Origin of the sequence: Gardnerella massiliensis, from assembly GCF_003408845.1 — a bacterium.
In the GTDB taxonomy this organism is placed as follows: domain Bacteria; phylum Actinomycetota; class Actinomycetes; order Actinomycetales; family Bifidobacteriaceae; genus Bifidobacterium; species Bifidobacterium vaginale_H.
This window is the reverse complement of record NZ_LRTV01000001.1, coordinates 434,882-453,297: the sequence shown is the minus strand read 5'-3', so window position 1 is coordinate 453,297 and position 18,416 is coordinate 434,882. Positions and strand designations below refer to the sequence as shown.

Genomic DNA, 18,416 nt, shown 5'->3' with positions numbered 1-18,416 from the left:
GCGCGCGCTATGGGGTGGGGCAACGCCTGAGCAGATTTTTGCCGCAACTAAAATCGACCCTTGGTTTGTGGAACAGTTAGCGCAAATTAACGAAACTGCGCTCGCGGTTCGTGAAGCTGAAACTTTAACTCCTAAGGTTTTGAAGCGCGCTAAGCTTGCTGGTCTTTCGGATGTGCAAATCGCGCATTTGCGTAATCTTGGTGACGAAGGCGAAAACATGGTTCGTGAGCTTCGTTGGGCTTACGGTTTGCGCCCTGTTTATAAGACGGTTGATACTTGCGCAGCCGAGTTCGATGCGGCAACTCCGTACTACTATTCTTGCTACGCTGACGAAAGTGAGTTGAAGAAGCGCGATCGCGAAGCTGTGATTATTCTTGGCTCTGGTCCGAACCGAATTGGCCAGGGTATTGAGTTTGATTACACTTGCGTTCACGCTGTGCAGGAATTAGGTAAGGATTACGACACCATTATGGTGAATTGCAATCCTGAAACAGTTTCCACAGATTACGATATGTCTGACCGCCTTTACTTTGAGCCACTTACTTTCGAAGATGTGCTTGAAATTTATGAAGCGGAAAAGAAGCTTGGTCCTGTTAAGGGCGTAATTGTGCAGCTTGGCGGCCAAACGCCGCTTTCGCTTGCTGCTCGTCTTAAAGCTGCGGGTGTGCCAATTTTGGGAACTACTCCTGAGGCTATTGATTTGGCGGAAAACCGTGAGCTTTTTGGTGAGGTGCTTCGTCAAGAAGGCATGAACGCCCCTCGTTACGGCACGGCTTTGAGTCTTGAGGAAGCGAAGGATGCTGCTCACGCAATTGGTTACCCGGTTCTTGTGCGCCCAAGCTACGTGCTCGGCGGCCGCGGTATGGAAATCGTGTACGACGATGCTCAGCTTGCAAAATATGTTGAGCGCGCTTTGGATGAGGCTCGTGCGGATACGGTTGTTTCTGGCCGCTTGCCTTCGCCACTGTTGATTGATAAGTTCCTTCAGGACGCTATTGAAATCGACGTTGACGCACTTTACGACGGCAACGAGCTTTATATTGGCGGCATTATGGAGCATGTTGAGGAAGCTGGCGTGCACTCTGGTGACGCTGCTTGCACTCTTCCTCCAAGCACGCTTTCGGACGATCAAATTCGTCGCCTTCGCGAGGGTACGCTTTCGATTGCTCGCGGCTGCTCGGTTCGTGGTCTTATTAACGTTCAGTATGCTTTTATGGCCAACACTTTGTACGTAATCGAAGCAAATCCTCGCGCTTCTCGCACGGTTCCGTTTGCTTCTAAAGCTACGGGCGTTGCTCTTGCTAAGGCGGCTGCTCGAATTATGGCTGGCGAAACAATCGCCCAGCAGCGTAAGCGCGGACTTCTTCTTCCAAAGGGCGACGGTGGTGACATTCACCCAGGTCAGCAGGTTGCTATTAAGGCTTCCGTGCTGCCTTTCAAGCGTTTCCGCACTCCTGTTGGTCGCACGGTTGATATTTTGCTCGGACCTGAGATGCGCTCTACGGGTGAGGTTATGGGCTTTGACCGTGACTTCCCGCACGCTTTTGCTAAGAGCCAGCTTGCAGCTTACAAGGGTGGTTTGCCTACGAGTGGCAACGTGTTTGTGTCGGTAAGTGATGCGGATAAGCGACAATTGCCGCTTCTTGCTGTGCGTTTAGTAGAGCTTGGTTTTACGATTTGGGCTACTGAGGGTACTGCTTCCGTACTTCGTCGTTACGGTATTGATTCCGTAATAGTTGACAAGCTTTCTAGTCGAGGCGACACGGCGAAGGATGTAAGTCATCGCGGGGAAAGAATCGGTAAAAATGTTGTGGAGCTTATCGAGAATGGTAAGATTGATATGGTACTCAACACACCGAATTCGAGAGGGTCTCGTACGGATGGTTATGCTATTCGTGCAGCAGCCGTGGCTGCGGATCTTCCACAATTCACCACTATTACTGAGTTCGCACCAGTCTTAATGGCTATTGAAGCTGTTAAGAACAACGATTATCAGGTGATGAGCATTCAAGAGCATGCTCAGCAGCTGTTTGCAATTGAACGGGCTGAAAGACAAGAAAGTCGGGCGTGATACATGACCGAGAGCATTCGTGACCAGGAAGTACAGGCGCAACGATCTGATTTTGGTCTGCGTTTGAAGAACGCTATGGCCAAGTACGGCCCGCTGTGCGTTGGTATTGATCCTCATCGCAAAATGTTGCTGAACTGGGGATATAACATGGATGCTCTCGGTGCGGAATTGTTCTCTATGCGCATGTTGCAAGCTATGAACGGCAGGGCTGCGGCGGTAAAATTCCAGTCCAGCATGTTCGAGCGCTACGGTTCTAAAGGTTTCGCAGCTCTTGAGCGTGTGCTGTATGCCGCTCGCCAAATGGATGTTATAACCATTGTTGACTGCGGTCACGGCGGTTTATCCACTACTATTTCTGCGCTTGCGGACGCGTATTTTAAGCCAGATTCCCCACTTCTTACTGATGCTATTACTTTGTTGCCATACTATGGTGCTCGTTCCATGGGCGGTTTGATTAATGAAGCGCTTAATAATGGTCGCGGTATTTTTATTGCGTCCCTTACTTCTAACCGGGAGGGTGCGAGCTTGCAGACTGCTATTCGTCAAAGTGGCATGTATCGCGGCACCACCGTTGCGCATGGAATTGCTTTAACAGCGCAAAGTTTTAACGATAAAACTAAGGGTATGGGTTCCGTTGGCTTGATTGTTGGCGCCACCATTGGTGACTGGATGAATGGTGGCGGTATTGACGTTGCTAGTTTCACTGGTCCGATTCTTTCGCCAGGATATGGTTGGCAGGGTGCGGAAGCGAACGACTTGAGGAGAGTATTTGCCGGTACTCATGGTAATGTGTTGGTAACTGTTTCGCGTTCTATTGCTTCACACGGTCCAGATATTGGTGAACTTTCTGCGGCAACTGAACGTATTGCATGGGATATTCGTCAAGCTTTGATTGACTCTGACGATCATGCGTGAGTGAGGGGGTAAAAGAAATGACTACCGAAAATGAGAGGATCGCGCAACCAAAGCGTCGCTTAATTGTATTAACCGGTCCTACTGCTGCTGGCAAAGGCACAGTGGAAGGGATACTTCGTGAGAAGCATCCTCATATTTGGTTGTCTGTTTCAGCTACTACTCGCGCTCCGCGTCCTGACGAGTTCAATGGCATTCACTATTGGTTCTTGGATGAAGAAGAGTTTGAACGTCGTAGGCGTAATGGTGAATTTTTGGAGACGGCTTTAGTTCACGGCATGGCTCATTATGGCACGTTGTTGCAGCCTGTTTTGGATCATCTTGAGCAAGATATTCCGACTTTGCTTGAGATTGATTTGCAGGGTGCTCGTCGAGTAAAGCAGGAGGCGGCTCGACTTGGTTTGGAAGTCGTGTACGTTTTCATTGCTCCGCCAAGTTTTGAAGAGCTTAAGAAACGTCTTATTGGACGTGGTACGGAGACTCCTGAGCAGCAGGCTAAGCGTTTGGAAACTGCGAAAGTTGAGATTGCTGCAGCTAGTGAGTTTGACGTTGTTATTGTGAACGATAGCGCTGAGCGTGCTGCAGACGAATTGTGGCATGTTATTGCTAAAGAATACGATTTGGAATAAGTATCGCCGCAATATCCAATCAATAGCCTATAATAGGCAATTTGGAACTATTGTAGCACCATAGAATTTGGAGAATATTATGGCATTGGGCACTCAGCCAACACCTACGGGTCTTGCGAATCCACCAATTGATGATTTGATGCAACATGCGGATTCCAAGTATGCGCTTGCCTTATTTGCTGCAAAACGAGCACGTCAAATTAATGCTTATTTCACTCAGCTTAATGAAGGTTTGTTGCAAAATGTTGGACCATTAGTTGAGTATCGGAATCAAGAGAAGCCTTTGTCTATTGCTTTCCGCGAGATTAATGATGGTTTGCTTGAAGAAACGCTTGGTGAAGATGATTTAAGCGAAGGTAATTAAGTTACTGTTTGAATCTTCTATTGCGATTAATCGCAGCCGCAATCTGTACTGGTGAAAGTAGGGAGTGCGACTGCGTTTTTCGCTTTATACGGTAGTTTATTGAATATTATTGGACATTATTAAACTTTAGGAAACTTTGGGAAACCTTAGGAATATTAAGTAACCTTAGGAAACCTTAGGAATATTAAGTAACTTTAGGGAATATTAGGTAACGTTAGGGAACGTTAGGAGGGGAATGTGGAAGAACGTAAGTTGATTTCTGCAGAATCTGTAACTGAAGGTCATCCTGACAAATTATGCGATCAGATTGCTGACGCTATTTTGGATGACATGCTTCGACAGGATAAGCATGCGCATGTTGCGGTAGAAGTGTGCGCGTCCGTTGGACAATTTGTGGTATTTGGTGAGGTTCGCGGCGAAGTTTATACCGACATTCCTGGCATTGTGCGTCGCGTGGTTCGTAACGTTGGGTATACGAGTTCTGCGATTGGTCTTGACGCGGATTCTTGCGGTGTTATGGTTTCGTTGACTGAGCAAAGCGCCGAAATTAACCAGGGTGTTGCTCGCTTGGATGCGGTTCGCGAAAGTGAAGCCTCTCGTGAGGAGCGTTATGCTGCTCAGGGTGCGGGGGATCAAGGTGTAATGTTTGGCTACGCAAGTGACGAAACTGATACGTATATGCCATTGCCAATATATCTTGCCCACCGTTTGTCTCAGCGGCTTGCGCAAGTTCGTAAAGACGGTACGGTGTCTCATCTTCGTCCGGATGGTAAAACGCAGGTAACTATTGAATACGATTCTAAGGGTGTGCCTCAGCGTTTGGATACGGTGTTGATTTCTACTCAGCACGATCCAGAAGTTTCGCGCGAATGGTTGCAGGCTCAGTTGGTTGAGCATGTTGTTAATCCTGTGTTGGATGAGGTTCTTGCTGAACGAGTTGCGCACGATTCGTACCGTATGCTGGTTAATCCTACTGGTTCTTTCATTTTGGGTGGTCCTGCCGCGGATTCCGGGTTAACTGGTCGAAAAATTATTGTTGATACCTATGGTGGTGCTGCTCACCATGGTGGCGGTGCTTTTTCTGGAAAAGATCCTAGTAAGGTTGATCGTTCCGCAGCGTACGCTGCTCGCTGGGTTGCGAAAAATATTGTTGCCGCTGGTCTTGCGCATAAGGCAGAAGTGCAGGTTGCGTATGCCATTGGTATTGCGGATCCTGTGAGTGTGAACGTGGAAACGTTTGGCACTGAGGCTGATGGCATTACTCGCGCGGATATTGCTCGTGCTGTGCGCGAAGTGTTTGATTTGCGTCCTGCTGCGATTATTGACGAGCTTGATTTGCTGCGTCCAATATATGCTTCTACGGCAGCTTATGGTCATTTTGGTCGTACTGATGTGGAATTTCCTTGGGAAGAGACGAATCGCGTAGATCAGTTGCGTGCTGCCGTAAGTAATCGCAAGTAGGTAATCGCAAGTAGGTAATCGCAATTAAGTAATTGCAAGTAAGTAACGCAATTAATCGTAATTAATCGCAATTAAGCACAGGTAAACGAGATTGTTTATAGCGATAGGTTTTTGCAGTAAACTCGATAGTAGTTGTGTGAGGTAATTCAAGCAGAGCTCAAAGGATTTTCATGGCAGAACAACCTTCGTTAGACGGATTGGCGCGCAAAACGCGGCGTAAACGTACTGTCGCTGAGCGCATACCTGCTAAGAAGCATGCCATAGCGCGGGTGATTCTTGACGTTCAAGCTGCGCATTTAGGACGGACTTTCGATTATCTTATTGCGCAAGATCAAGACGAGTCCGCTCAGCCGGGTGCGTTTGTGCGCGTGCGGTTTGGGGCGCAAAAGCTTATTGGCGTGATTTGGTCTCGTTCTTCTCACACTGATACCCCTGCTTCTGCTTTGCGATTTATAGAACGTGTATTGCCGTCGGATGTGCTGCTTTCTAAGTCTTTACGCGACGATATTGATGCTATAGCAGCAGCCTACGGCGGCACAAGCGCTAATATTCTTCGTCTTGCCGTCCCTCAGCGTGTAGCGCGCGTCGAACATGAAACTGTGTTTGACAATATACGATTGCAGCGGAGAAAAGATTGGTGTCGAAAACTTAAGCAGCGCCTGCTTGAAAATAACAATGCGCAATCGTCATACGCTACTACAGCTCGCATGCTTAACTCATATTCGAATGCTGATATGTTGTACTCAGCTTTGAATAGGCCAGTTGCGTACGATGCTGCCGACGATAGTTACGATACTGCCGACGATAGTTACGACGCTGCCGACGATAATCATAATGTTGCTCAATCGTTTGTGGTTGACGCGTTACCCGGCTCTCAAAGGCTGGCTCAAGACTTAGCGTGGATGATAGTTACTGCTATAAGTGCGGGCAGGCAGGCTGTGGCAGTGTTGCCAACGTTAAGGGAAGTGAACGACGTTATGCGCGCGCTTATGGCGTATGGTTTACAGCCGTATAAGCGCGTGGATGACAATCACCCTGGCTTTTCAGCCGGCGGTTTTGACGGTGACGTCGCCCGTCTTTCTGCAGCTGACGCTCCTGCTGACCGTTACCGCGCTTGGCGTGCGGTTGCAGCTGGCATAGTGCCATGCGTGCTCGGTACGCGTGCCGCCATGTATGCTCCGGTTGAAGGTGATGCGCTTTTTGCAATCGTTGAGGATACTGCATACCAGTATGCTGACGGCATGATGCCTTATGCACAGGCTCGTGGCGTTATGAGACTTCGCGCTCAGCGGCACGGCGGCATTTTTGTGGCAATGGCATATTCCAGGAGTGCGTTAAGCCAAAGTGAAGTAGATTGCTACGCGTCAAATACTGAGGTCGCGCAATTAGTCAGCGGCGCAAGTATTCCGGTGGCTCCTTTGCAGGCGGTACGCGAAACGTTGGTTCCGTGGGTGCGCTGGCTCAATCGTGCAACTTTGTCGGCTCTAGCTGATCAAAGCATAGGCGCGCGCATCCCGCACACTGCTGTGCGTGCTATTAATGATGCGCTCAGTGAAGGTTGCCCTGTATTGTTTTCCATTCCGCAAGATGGCGTAACTCAATCTGCAGTATGCGCTTCCTGTAATACGCAAGCTCGTTGTAAACGTTGCACTGGTCCGCTCGATATAAGTAGCGGAAAATCGTCGGCGCGTTGCCTATGGTGTGGTGCTAGCTCAGTTTCGTGGTCTTGTTCCCATTGCGGATCTCACAATATGCGTGCCATACGTGTTGGTGCTGCTGGTACTGCGGAAGAATTAACAAGACTATTCCGAAACGTACCGCTAGTACTTTCCTCACCGCACCAGCCGCACGGCATAGTTGAGTGCATAAACGAGCAGCCAATTATTGTTGTTGCAACGCCTGGGGCTGAACCGCGCGTGCGTGCGCGTGAAGAAGGAAAGTGCGGTGAATACCGTGTAGTTGCAATACTTGATACTTGGGTGAGTTTATATGCAACTGGTTTAGACGCAAGAGTTGATACGTTAACCGCCTGGATGAAAGCTGCCTCCTTGTGTGCGCCTAGAAGCAGGGGAGGAAGCGTTCTGTTAATTGGAGAAACTTACCAAAATCTTGCAAGTGCACTTACTTTGTGGGATACGACGCAACTTTCACGCAACGAACTTTTAGAACGCAAACAGACAGTATTGCCTCCTGCAGTGTCGGCTGCATGCGTGTGGGGTTCTCGAGACGCAGTAATGCAAGCGTTGCGCGATATTGGTGCTATGGTGCAGCTAGACGACGATAGTTGTAGCAACCAAAGCGAGAATCAGAACGCTAATCAAGAAAATCAGAACGCTAATCAAATTATATGTTCCAATAAAAATTTGCCAATGCTCACTATGAAAATGGACGTATTAGCGGAAACGGACAAAATAGCGGAAACGGACGAAGCAAACGAATCCTCCCAAGAACATAACGTTGAACAAACTATTCCGCCGTTGCTGGGAATCGTCCCCATGCACCCACCTGTTACTGACCACTTCCAGCATTTTGAAAATTTTGACGACAGAGTAAAAGCAGTCGTAAGGGTGCCGTTATCTTTCAGACAAGAATTAGTGCTCCGTTTACAGCGCGAAGTAGCGCATCACGTAGCAACGCGTGCTGCTGGAGAATTGCGTTTTTGTATTGATCCAAAAGATTTATTAGCGTACTGAGGAGGGATTATGCCAAAAATATATAATTGCGCGGTATTAGGAGATCCTATTGACCATTCGTTGTCTCCCGTATTGCACAACGCAGCTTATAAAGCTTTAGGACTTACGAATTGGCAATATAGCAAGAAAAAAGTAAGCGAAACTGAGCTAGCCGATTTCATAGCCAATCTTGACGATTCTTGGAAAGGCTTAAGCCTTACAATGCCGCTTAAAAAAACCGTAATGAAACTCGGCACACCTTGCGATTACTGGTCTCGTGCGCTTAAAGTCGCAAACACGGCGATTTTTACAAGCAATCCTGCAACAGCTTTGCCTTCGCAAATTGAACTGTGCAACACAGACGTAAGTGGCATAATTACAGCTTTTATTCGATCCTTGCACGAGAGCATATGCCAAGTAAAAAAGGCCGTTATTATTGGAAGCGGCAACACGGCATCCTCTGCAATGGCGGCGCTGATAGAAATTGCGCAAGCTTCGAAACTTGAGCAGGTGCAAGTTATTGCAAGAACTGAAAATGACGGTAGCGTAAAAGGCGTTGAACGTTTTAATAATCTTTTGCGCGCGTACTGCGCGGATTCTCCAAATAGCAGAAGCATAGAGCCGTGCTTAGAAAACGGGGAAGCTGAAAGTAGGGAAGTAGATTCAAAATACGAATCAGTTGTAGGTATTGAATTCCCAACGCTTAGTGAAGAAGCGCTTAAAAAATTTGCCGACTATAGCGCGGAAAAATTAGGCGCGGAAAAATTATCGGAATGTGACGAATCTCTCATTTTGAAATCCTTAAGTTCCTTAGACGCAATTCGCGCAATCGCAGAAGCAGATATTGTAATAAGCACCGTTCCAGCGCACGTCGCGGACGGCATAGCGTTAGCGCTCAAAGCATACTGTCAAAACAGGCGCGTGAAAAAATTGGGAACGCTGCTTGACGTAGTGTACGATCCTCGCCCAAGCATGCTGCTTAGTGCTTTCAGGCAATACGGATTAGGAATTGGCGGCGAAGAAATGCTTCTGTATCAAGCATTAGCGCAAGTAAAGCTTATGACGTTCGAATACAGGAATTCGGAAGAAAAATCGGAAGTAAGCTCGGAAGTAAGCTCGGAAAATATTTTTGAGAATGATTCTGACAAGGCCGCAGATTACGATAATCCTAGAGACTGTGAATATTTAAGTAATTGCATGCGAAAAGCCTTACAGGAGGCATTATGAGCGCTAGTACTAGTAAGCAACATGATGTGCAAGATGATACGCAAGATGAGGTTCAACGTGAAGCTCAGCCTGGTACGCAACGTGATACGCAAATTAGTATGCAATTAACCGACAGTTTTGAAGTTATGCTGATTACCGGCATGAGCGGTGCCGGGCGCTCGCACGCAGCCAACGCTTTGGAAGATATGGGATGGTATGTTATCGACAATCTTCCGCCGAAACTGCTCATACCGCTAGTGGATATGATGACCTCATCCGGTTCAAAAGTGCATAAACTCGCCGCAGTTATTGACGTGCGCTCGCGCGGGTATTTTGACGACCTGTTTGCGGTTCTTGCGCATATTGACGAGCTTGGCGTAAAAACGCGCATTTTGTTCCTAGACGCTTCAGACTCCGTGCTTATTAAGCGCTATGAATCCGTGCGCAGGCCTCACCCTCTGCAGCGCGGCGGCAGGCTGATTGACGGCATTCAAGAAGAGCGCGAATTACTTGGGCACTTAAAAGACTGCGCGGATATTATTATCGACACTTCAACACTGAGTATTCACCAGCTTTCCACAAAGCTTTATGAAGGGCTACTTGGCAAGGGTTCCTCAACAGTATCTGTGCACATTTTCAGCTTCGGCTTTAAATACGGCATGCCAATGGACGCTGATTTTGTAATTGATATGCGATTTTTGCCTAATCCGTTCTGGGTACCTTCTTTGCGGGAACTTACCGGTAAAGATCAAGCAGTGAGCGACTACGTACTTTCCAACCCTGCAGCAGTTGCTTTTTTGGACTCTTACGAAAAAGCACTACTCACCGCTATCGACGGTTTTGCTAAGGAAGACAAGCATTACGTGACTATTGCCGTGGGTTGTACAGGAGGTCAGCATCGTTCGGTAGCGGTAAGTATTGAACTTGCGCGACGTTTGAGATTGCACGGCTTGCAAGTTACAGTATCCGCTCGCGAACTTCAGCGGAGATCGTAAATAAAAGCAAAATAAAGTTCAGTAGTATCGGACTTAGCAAAGCTCAATAAAATTGAGCTAAACAAAGTTGAGAAAAATTGAGCTAAACAAAGTTCGTAAATTGGACAAAAATATGCAAAATTAAATAGAATGAAGTAATTCCAAGCAAATTCAAAAGTTTTGTGCTGTAAATACGTGCAAACGTGTGCAAAAAATCACTAAAATGTCCAACGTATTCTGTATCACAGAAAGCCGGGCATGTCGTGTGCCAAAGCATCATGCAAGTATTCACAGCACGCATATTTTAAGAAGAACAAAAGTAGGAGGTTGTCCCTTGGCTCTTCTTGACGACGTCAAAAATGAACTCGTTTCCAACAACAATGAGCTCCCGACTGTCATTATGGCTCAAGCGGCAGCGATGATGCGTTTTGCAGGCGGTTTAAGGCCGGTGAACAACCAGGCTATTATTCGCGCTCAGTTTGATTCTCAGCGTGCCGCACAGTGGCTTGTTGAAGTATTGAAGACGCATTTCCAAAGGGAAGCGGTTATTTCCCAAGTTACGCGCCAAACTCCTACCGGTACTGTGATTCGCTACGACGTAGTGGTTGAACGTGGGGCAGCAGCGTTGGCTCTGCAATCCGGCTTACTCGACCGCCGAATGCGCATTGTTGCAGGCTTGGCTCCAGAGATTATTAGCGGCAGTATTGCTCAAATTAAGGCAGCTTGGCGTGGTGCATTCCTGGCGCACGGTGCTATTTCTGATCCTGGAAAAGCAAGTTACCTAGAAGTTGTATGCCCAACGCATGAGGCTGCAAATGCTTTACAAACCATGGCTGCGCGTCTAGGAATTAGCGCCAAAGCTCGTCAGGTTCGTAGCTCCGAACGCGTGACCTTACGCGATTCTGACGCCATCGAGCGCATGCTAAATCTGATTGGTGCTCCTCGTTCAGCCCGCGAATGGACTGGCAAGCGTTCAGACGGGGAAGCCCGCGGAAAAGCCAATCGTCTCGCCAACTTTGACGATGCAAACATGCGTCGTAGCGCCAAGGCTGCGGCAGAAGCTTGCGAAAAAGTTCGTCATGCTTTTGAAATCTTAGGGGACGATATTCCAGATAATCTTTTGATGGCTGGTAGGCTTCGTTTGGAACATAGCGATGCCAGCTTGGAAGAACTCGGACATTTAGCCGATCCTCCTATCACAAAGGATGCTATCGCAGGACGAATCCGCAGGCTTTTGCAGCTTTCGGCGAAGGTTGAGAAGTCGCGTATGCAGCAGCTTTAATAGCGTTTTTGCTGCTCGTTTATTGCGGAGTTGATTTTTTCTTAATTGGCGCGAGCGCGATTTTCGCTTCTCGCGCTTTTTGTTTTCGTGATTTTCTCTCCTCGCGATTTTATTTTGCGTGATTCTTGCGTATCGTCTATAAGTTTTGTAACTGATTTAGTTTTTTGGTTTTTACGAGGCTGGAAAATTTGTGTTTGCGCAAGTTCTTGTTTGGTGTGGCGCGAGTTTTGGGGGATTTCTCTCCTCGCACGTCCCGTCCTTCGCTCCGCACTCATGTGAAATATTTTTACTGTAGTAAAACCTTGTTTATGTTGTGTTGCGTTCGCTCAGTCCTCTTTTAGTGCTCGTAGAGAAATCCCCCAAACTCTGCGTGCTAATCGTTAATAACCTCGTTTTATCGCAGAGATTTTTCGATTTTTCTTCTTCGCTCGACTTGTCAGTAGCCTACGGCTCTGACGTCCGTCTTCGCTCAGCGCGAAAAATCTCAAATCTCACCACACGAATATTTGCTCGACCAAGCAACACCCACCCCTCACTACTGATAAAACCGCTAGTGTTTTGTGGAGTGGTAGGAAAGTCTGGTGTGGTGTCTGCAGAGCACTAATGCTAGTGTTCTCTAATCAATAAGTACTCAGCGTGTGCGGCAGCATGAATGCTAGTGGCTTCTAGGCAATAAGTACTCAGTGTGTGCAGCAGCATGAGTGCTAGTGTTCACTAGTCAACAGTACTCAGCGTGTGCAGCAGCAATACTGCAAAGCTATAGAAACATTTGCGGGAGTTTTTCTCCGGTAAATGTTGCTGTTTTGGTGGTTTTTTGGAACATTTGCCGGAAAAACTCCGGCTTTTGTAGCTGCGCTGGCCATTTTTTGGAACATTTGCTGGAAAAACTCCGGCGTTTGTAGCTGTATTAGCCGTTTTATGGAACATTTGCGGGAAAATTCCCGGCATTTGTAGCTACGTCGGCGTTATTTTGGAACATTTGCGGGAGTTTTTTCTCCGGCGTTTGTTGTTGTTTTGGTGGTTTTGTGGAACATTTGCCGGAGTTTTTGCTGTGGTGGATTGTTGAAGATATGCGGTATAATTGCGCACGGCATTGTTTAATATTTGAGGCTGATTCTACGTCTTTTTGAACAAATTAAGCCAGAATGGTAAGCCAATACGATTTGGAAAGGATACCAATGAAGACACTGAAAGATTTGGGAGATTTGAGTGGCAAGCGCGTGTTGGTTCGCGCTGATTTTAACGTTCCTCTCAAGGGTACGACGATTACCGATGACGGTCGTATTCGAGCTGCTTTACCAACCATTAAGGCTTTGCGTGAGCAGGGTGCGAAGGTGATTTTGATGGCTCACCTTGGTCGTCCAAAGGGTCAGGTTGTTCCAGAGCTTTCATTGGCTCCAGTGGCGGAGCGTTTAGGTGAGCTTCTTGGTGTGAAAGTTTCCTTGGCTGCAGATACCTACGGTGAGGATGCTCAGGCTAAGGTTGCTGCCATGAACAATGGTGACGTTGTTCTGCTTGAAAACGTGCGCTTCAACGCTGAAGAAACCAGCAAGGATGCTTCCGAGCGCGCAGCCTACGCTAAGAAGATTGCCGCTCTTGGTGAAGTATTCGTTTCCGACGGTTTCGGTGTTGTTCACCGCGCCCAGGGTTCTAACTACGATGTTGCTGCTGACCTTCCAGCAGCTGCGGGCTTGCTTGTTGAGAAGGAAGTGAAGGCACTTTCTCGCGCGACCGAAAATCCAGAGCGTCCTCTGACTGTTGTGCTTGGTGGTTCTAAGGTTTCTGACAAGCTCGGTGTTATTGAAAACTTGCTTGCTAAGGCTGATCGTCTTGTTATTGGTGGCGGCATGGTGTTCACCTTCCTTAAGGCTTTGGGTCACGAAGTTGGTACTTCCTTGCTTGAGGAAGATCAGCTTGAGAAGGTTAAGGGCTACATTGAAACCGCTAAAGCAAACGGCGTGGAGCTTGTGCTTCCAACCGATATTGTTGTGAACGCCGGCTTCCCAGCGGGAGATACTCCGGTTGCTCCAGAAGTAGTTCCAGCTGACGCTATTCCTGCCGACAAGATGGGCTTGGATATTGGTCCTGATTCCCAGAAGCTTTTCCACGACAAGATTGTTGATTCCAAGACCGTCGTGTGGAACGGCCCAATGGGTGTGTTCGAGGTTCCAGAGTTTGCAGCCGGCACTCGCGCTGTGGCTCAGGGCTTAGTTGACGCCACTAAGAACGGCACCTTTACTATTGTTGGCGGCGGCGATTCCGCTTCCGCAGTACGTAACCTTGGATTTGCGGAAGATGGCTTCTCGCACATCTCCACTGGTGGTGGCGCTTCCCTCGAGTTCTTGGAAGGCAAGACCCTTCCAGGCTTGAGCGTGCTTGAGTAATTATTTATAAAGTAATTATTTAAAGCGATAAAACCTTCGCTTAAATTTTACGTTGTGAATATTGTGCCGGCTCAACAGGGATTTCAGTATTTATTGTTTCATTGTTTATTGTTTCAGTATTTATTGATTTCTCGGTTGAACCGGCATTGTGCAATGTAGTTATGTGATTATTTCTAAGAAGGATTTGCATGAGTTCTCGTCGCACTTACTTGGTTGCTGGCAATTGGAAAATGAATTTCAATCACCGCGAAGCTACACATTTTATACAAAAATTTGCGTGGCTGTTGCGTGACGTGCACTACGATTATCGCGATTGCGAAGTGGCTCTTATGCCTTCTTTTACTTCTATCCGCAGCGTGCAAGTTCTTGTTGAATCTGACCATCTTCCAATATTGTATGGAGCGCAGGCGGTTTCTGTTACTGCACAAGGCGCTTTTACTGGGGATGTTTCGGCGGACATGCTCGCCAGCCTTGGTTGTTCAATGGTTATCGTTGGTCATTCTGAGCGTCGTAAGTATCATCCGGAAGACGACGCGAATATTGTAGATCAAGTGCGTGCGGTTCTTGCGGCCGGAATGACTCCAATTTTGTGCGTTGGCGAGAGTTTTGAGGAGCGTAAGCAGGGTATTGAGCTTGATTTTGCGGTTGGCCAGGTTCACGACGTAACGCGCGATCTGGATGCTGAGCAAGCTAAACGCTTGATTATTGCTTACGAGCCAGTATGGGCGATTGGGACAGGCATGGTTGCTACTGCTCAGTCGGCGCAGGAAGCGGCTTCTGCTATTCGCGAAGATTTGCGTGCGACTTTTGGCAGCGAGGTTGCCGATGCTGTGCGTATTCTTTACGGCGGATCGGTAACGTCCGCTAATGCGTCAAGTCTTATTGCGGAACCGGACGTTGACGGATTTTTGGTTGGGGGAGCTTCTTTGGATGCGGAAGAGCTATCGAATATTGTGCGACTCACCGCAGCTCAAGCGCGTCTATAGGTCAACGGTTCTTATTAGACTAAACGAAGTACACCGAAACAGGAGGTTGTTTGTGTCCGCTGTAAAGATTTTTTTGCAGGTGTTGCTTGTGCTTACTAGCATTTTGCTCACACTGTTAATTTTGATGCACAAGGGCAAGGGCGGCGGCCTTTCCGACATGTTCGGCGGCGGTTTAACGAAGAACGCTGGTAGCTCTGGTGTTGCGGAAAAGAACTTAAATCGTTGGACAGTTATTATTGCACTGATTTGGGTTGCAGTAGTTGTGATTTTGAACTTAATGACTAAGTTCTCGCTCATCTAAGTGTTTTTTAAAAGCGCGTGGTCGTAAAGATTGCGCGCTTTTTTATTTATGTAGGTGTTTCCTATGCTTCGTTTTTCTCCTTCTTTAGTAATTGCTGATCTCGACGGCACTATGCTTCACGATTCCGATACTTTTGAAGGACGCTACTTAAGTTGCGAAACTGTGCTGGCTGCTGAGCGTTTGCGCAATAAGGGTATTCCACTTGCGATTATTACAGCTCGCCCTGTTGGTAGTGCTTTTGATTTTATTCACGATTTAAAAGCTCAAGTTTGTGCGTATCTCAACGGAGCGCTTATTGATTTTAATTGCGCGCACAGCACCGTTAGTGAGCTTACTTCGCAGCGCAGTATTGATACTCTTACGCGTTTTGGATTTGATTCTGATCATGCGAGTGATGTCTGCTTGCGTTTGCTGAGTGAGATTCCTACGCTTCGCATTGGTATCGTTATGAACGACGTTCGTTATACTAATTTCGACGTTCGTATGCTTTGGAACGAGCAGGATTTTATTATTACCGATTTTTCTAATGTTCCAAGTGGCATTGCAGACAAGATTATTATTGTTCCTCGAGAGAGTGAGAAGGAAAAACTTCAGAGCATTCTTCCAAGCGACTTTTCGCTACACATTAGCGAAGACGTGTTGTGGATGCTTACGAATCCTCTTGCAAACAAGGGGCATGCGCTGAACGTTATTTGCGATCGCTTGGGCGTGAAGGCGAGCCGCACGGTTGTTTTTGGTGACGATATTATTGATATTGATATGTTCCGTGCCGGCGGTTACGGGGTAGCGGTGGCGAATAGTAACCAGCGTTTGCTTGAGATTGCGGACGAAGTTTGCGCTTCTAACAACGACGACGGCGTTGCTAACTGGCTTAATTCAAACCTTTTAGTAGATTGTGAATAACCAGCCTTTTTTCGTTACTGGCGCAGTTAGGCGACTGCATAAGTAACGCATATTGTCATTTTTTCGTTACTGGCGCAGTTGGCGCTCGCGCGGATTGCGACGCGCTCGCTTACGAAACTCGCGTTGGAAGTCCACTGGACTTCCAACTTAAGCGAGTTTCCGCTCCGAGTTGCCTTCGCGCGCTACGCTCTATGCGCTCAGGCAGGTCGTCGCGCTGCGCGCGTAACGCATATTGTCATTTTTTCGTTACTGGCGCAGTTAGGTTTCTATAAAGGAAATATAAGTAGAAGCAGGTTCGTAAAAAGTGTGATTAAGTTGAAGTAAGCCAGTAAAAAGTATGGTTTCGAATCCTTATTTGTGGTATCCTTGAACGGTCAATTTTACAAGAGTTTAGAAGGTTGTGATATGACTAAGTACAATAAGAAAGCTTTAGCTTCTGTAATAACAGTTGCCACATTATTCGGTAGTGCTGCATTTGCTACTCCTATGGTAACAGTCGCTGTAGCAGAAGAAGCTGGTTCATCAAATAATACTAATAATACTAATAATTCCAGTAATACTAATGATGCTAACGATGCGGCTTCTTATAGCGAATGGGTTAAGAACACTGCTGAAAAGTCTTTAGGCAAAAGCAAATATGATGTAACTAAATGGAGTTCCATAGACCAAGCTTTTAGGTCGACCTATGGATTTTCCAAAGAAACTTTGGATGACGATACTAACTTGCCAAATGAGCACCATTCCAAATACTTCCTTCAATTGCGCGAGAGAATGCTTAATGCGTATCCTAATGCTCGTAATGAAGCATCGGAATTTCAGAAGCGTGTTGGCGATTTGAGAAAAATTTTTGAGGTGTCAAAAAATAGTTTAGACGAGGCAAAGATTGAAGAGCTTGAGAGCGCTCACGATAATCTTATGAGTGAATATTGGTCTATTATTAACAATAATAATCTCGCATCATCCGTTGCTTCGTTACGATTCTTGCATACTGCTGTAAGATACGGATTGCAGTATGGTGCTGATGTTTCCGAACCTATTTATACCGATGATATGAAAAATGTTGATGCCCTGAAAACGGAAACTGAATCTGCAAACCGTATTGATACTTTAGCGAAGCGCTTCTCGCGAATTTCGGACTTCCTTAAGGATGGTATGGCCTTTTTGGTTCCAAAAGAGGAAGAGAATGCCATATTTAGACTTAAAGATCAAATTGGAAAATTGGGCGATGACTCTGCTAAGAAGAATTCGCCAGATGCTTTGCGCTTACGAAGCAAATTATTTGAGTTGCAATTAAAATCTCTTGAAAAATATACGCTTCCTGAAATTTTAGATCTTCCGGATCGTGCTTTGGTTAATGCTATGCAGCAAGATATTTTATCTGAAAAATATCTAGTAAAATGCAAGTTTATTGATATTGCGACTAAAAATAAGATAAAGGAAGAGTTGAAGAAAGGTAAGAGTTTCAGCACTATTTCTAAGGAACTCAATACTTGGAATAAGCAATATCACGATTATCACAATAGTTATATTAGAGATATGAGTAAGGGCAACTCTGTTAAATATGAAGAACTGCCTATGAGCGAATACGATGTAGCCGACAGTATTGAGAGAAATCTTAAAGAAGTAAGGCATGACTACGATTTAAGGGAATTTATTGGTGACTTGCTATCTAGTGGTGCGGATATTAAAGAGGTTTTGCATACTGAACGTAAGAATTGCGTAATTCTTGAGAATAAACTTAAAGACAATCAGCTTTATAAGGATTACCATGATGCGCAAAACAAAGTTAAGGAAATTCTTAGTAAGGTATATGGTGGCCCATATTACCACTCTGGTTTTGATAAAGAGTTTAATGCGGCAGAGAAACGTTTAAATGAGGCAAAAGAAAAGTATGATAACGACAAGGAAATAGCTTCCCTTGAAAAGGATATTCAGGATTCTAAAGATCATATAAGCATTATGGATAAGTTGCAGCATGTTCGTGATTCAATGAGCGAGGGGAAGACTCTTGCTCAGGTTATTAAGGAATATGAAGCTGAAAACGACAAATTGCGCAATCTGTGTAGTCATTATCGGTATGCAAATATTGAGTCGATGTTACCGAAAGATGTCAGTATAAAGGATTTAGCAACATTCTACTCTCGTGATAAAGAAGAAGAAGCCAAGGAATCTTTGAATGAGCAGAATTTATACTATGAGTTTGCTCAGGAGATGTTACAGCGTGGCGACAAAATGTTCAGAGTTGATTTTGTCCATGATGATCAAACTTCT

General features: G+C 46.4%; 15 protein-coding genes. 14 read left to right on the top strand and 1 reads right to left on the bottom strand.

The window, feature by feature from the left end:
- The 9 genes from carB to whiA all read left to right on the top strand — a co-directional run.
- Positions 1–2,071 (top strand): carbamoyl-phosphate synthase large subunit (gene carB / locus AXE77_RS01785; RefSeq protein ID WP_116711847.1); only part of this gene is annotated, 2,071 nt, incomplete at its 5' end.
- 3 nt (positions 2,072–2,074) lie between these two features.
- A complete protein-coding gene (gene pyrF / locus AXE77_RS01780) occupies positions 2,075–2,986 on the top strand; it encodes an orotidine-5'-phosphate decarboxylase (RefSeq protein WP_116711846.1) in 912 nt (303 codons plus the stop codon).
- A gap of 17 nt (positions 2,987–3,003) precedes the next feature.
- Positions 3,004–3,612, top strand: coding sequence for a guanylate kinase (gene gmk / locus AXE77_RS01775; protein ID WP_116711845.1), 609 nt, complete (start codon positions 3,004–3,006; stop codon positions 3,610–3,612).
- Positions 3,613–3,691: 79 nt separating this feature from the next.
- Positions 3,692–3,976, top strand: coding sequence for a DNA-directed RNA polymerase subunit omega (rpoZ, locus tag AXE77_RS01770; protein WP_116711844.1), 285 nt, complete (start codon positions 3,692–3,694; stop codon positions 3,974–3,976).
- A 237-nt stretch (positions 3,977–4,213) separates the two neighbouring features.
- Positions 4,214–5,437 (top strand): methionine adenosyltransferase, encoded by a 1,224-nt coding sequence (gene metK / locus AXE77_RS01765; RefSeq protein ID WP_116711843.1) that lies wholly within the window; start codon positions 4,214–4,216, stop codon positions 5,435–5,437.
- 170 nt (positions 5,438–5,607) lie between these two features.
- Complete coding sequence (locus AXE77_RS01760) at positions 5,608–8,130, top strand: primosomal protein N' (protein WP_116711842.1); 2,523 nt, start codon at positions 5,608–5,610, stop codon at positions 8,128–8,130.
- Positions 8,131–8,139: 9 nt separating this feature from the next.
- The gene (locus AXE77_RS01755; protein ID WP_116711841.1) at positions 8,140–9,336 is read left to right on the top strand and encodes a shikimate dehydrogenase family protein; all 1,197 of its coding nucleotides are present in this window, start codon (positions 8,140–8,142) and stop codon (positions 9,334–9,336) included.
- A 98-nt stretch (positions 9,337–9,434) separates the two neighbouring features.
- Positions 9,435–10,310: an RNase adapter RapZ gene (rapZ, locus tag AXE77_RS01750; RefSeq protein ID WP_116712049.1), complete on the top strand. Its 876-nt coding sequence runs from the start codon at positions 9,435–9,437 to the stop codon at positions 10,308–10,310.
- Positions 10,311–10,623: 313 nt separating this feature from the next.
- Complete coding sequence (gene whiA, locus AXE77_RS01740) at positions 10,624–11,571, top strand: DNA-binding protein WhiA (RefSeq protein WP_116711839.1); 948 nt, start codon at positions 10,624–10,626, stop codon at positions 11,569–11,571.
- Between the two features lie 714 nt (positions 11,572–12,285).
- Here the strand turns inward: whiA and AXE77_RS06590 are convergent.
- Positions 12,286–12,519 (bottom strand): hypothetical protein, encoded by a 234-nt coding sequence (locus AXE77_RS06590; protein WP_133296280.1) that lies wholly within the window; start codon positions 12,517–12,519, stop codon positions 12,286–12,288.
- Between the two features lie 230 nt (positions 12,520–12,749).
- On the opposite strand from AXE77_RS06590, the gene AXE77_RS01725 reads away from it, so the two are divergent.
- The 5 genes from AXE77_RS01725 to AXE77_RS01700 all read left to right on the top strand — a co-directional run.
- Positions 12,750–13,955, top strand: a complete 1,206-nt coding sequence (locus AXE77_RS01725) for a phosphoglycerate kinase (protein ID WP_116711837.1) — start codon at positions 12,750–12,752, stop codon at positions 13,953–13,955.
- Between the two features lie 188 nt (positions 13,956–14,143).
- Positions 14,144–14,941 carry a triose-phosphate isomerase gene (tpiA, locus tag AXE77_RS01720; RefSeq protein ID WP_116711836.1) on the top strand — a complete coding sequence of 266 codons (798 nt, stop codon included), beginning with the start codon at positions 14,144–14,146 and terminating at the stop codon, positions 14,939–14,941.
- 52 nt (positions 14,942–14,993) lie between these two features.
- On the top strand, positions 14,994–15,242 hold the full coding sequence (secG, locus tag AXE77_RS01715; protein ID WP_116711835.1) for a preprotein translocase subunit SecG: 249 nt from the start codon (positions 14,994–14,996) through the stop codon (positions 15,240–15,242).
- A 63-nt stretch (positions 15,243–15,305) separates the two neighbouring features.
- Complete coding sequence (locus AXE77_RS01710) at positions 15,306–16,145, top strand: HAD-IIB family hydrolase (RefSeq protein ID WP_116711834.1); 840 nt, start codon at positions 15,306–15,308, stop codon at positions 16,143–16,145.
- 405 nt (positions 16,146–16,550) lie between these two features.
- The coding region (locus tag AXE77_RS01700; protein ID WP_165846025.1) for a hypothetical protein at positions 16,551–18,416 on the top strand (1,866 nt) is incomplete at its 3' end.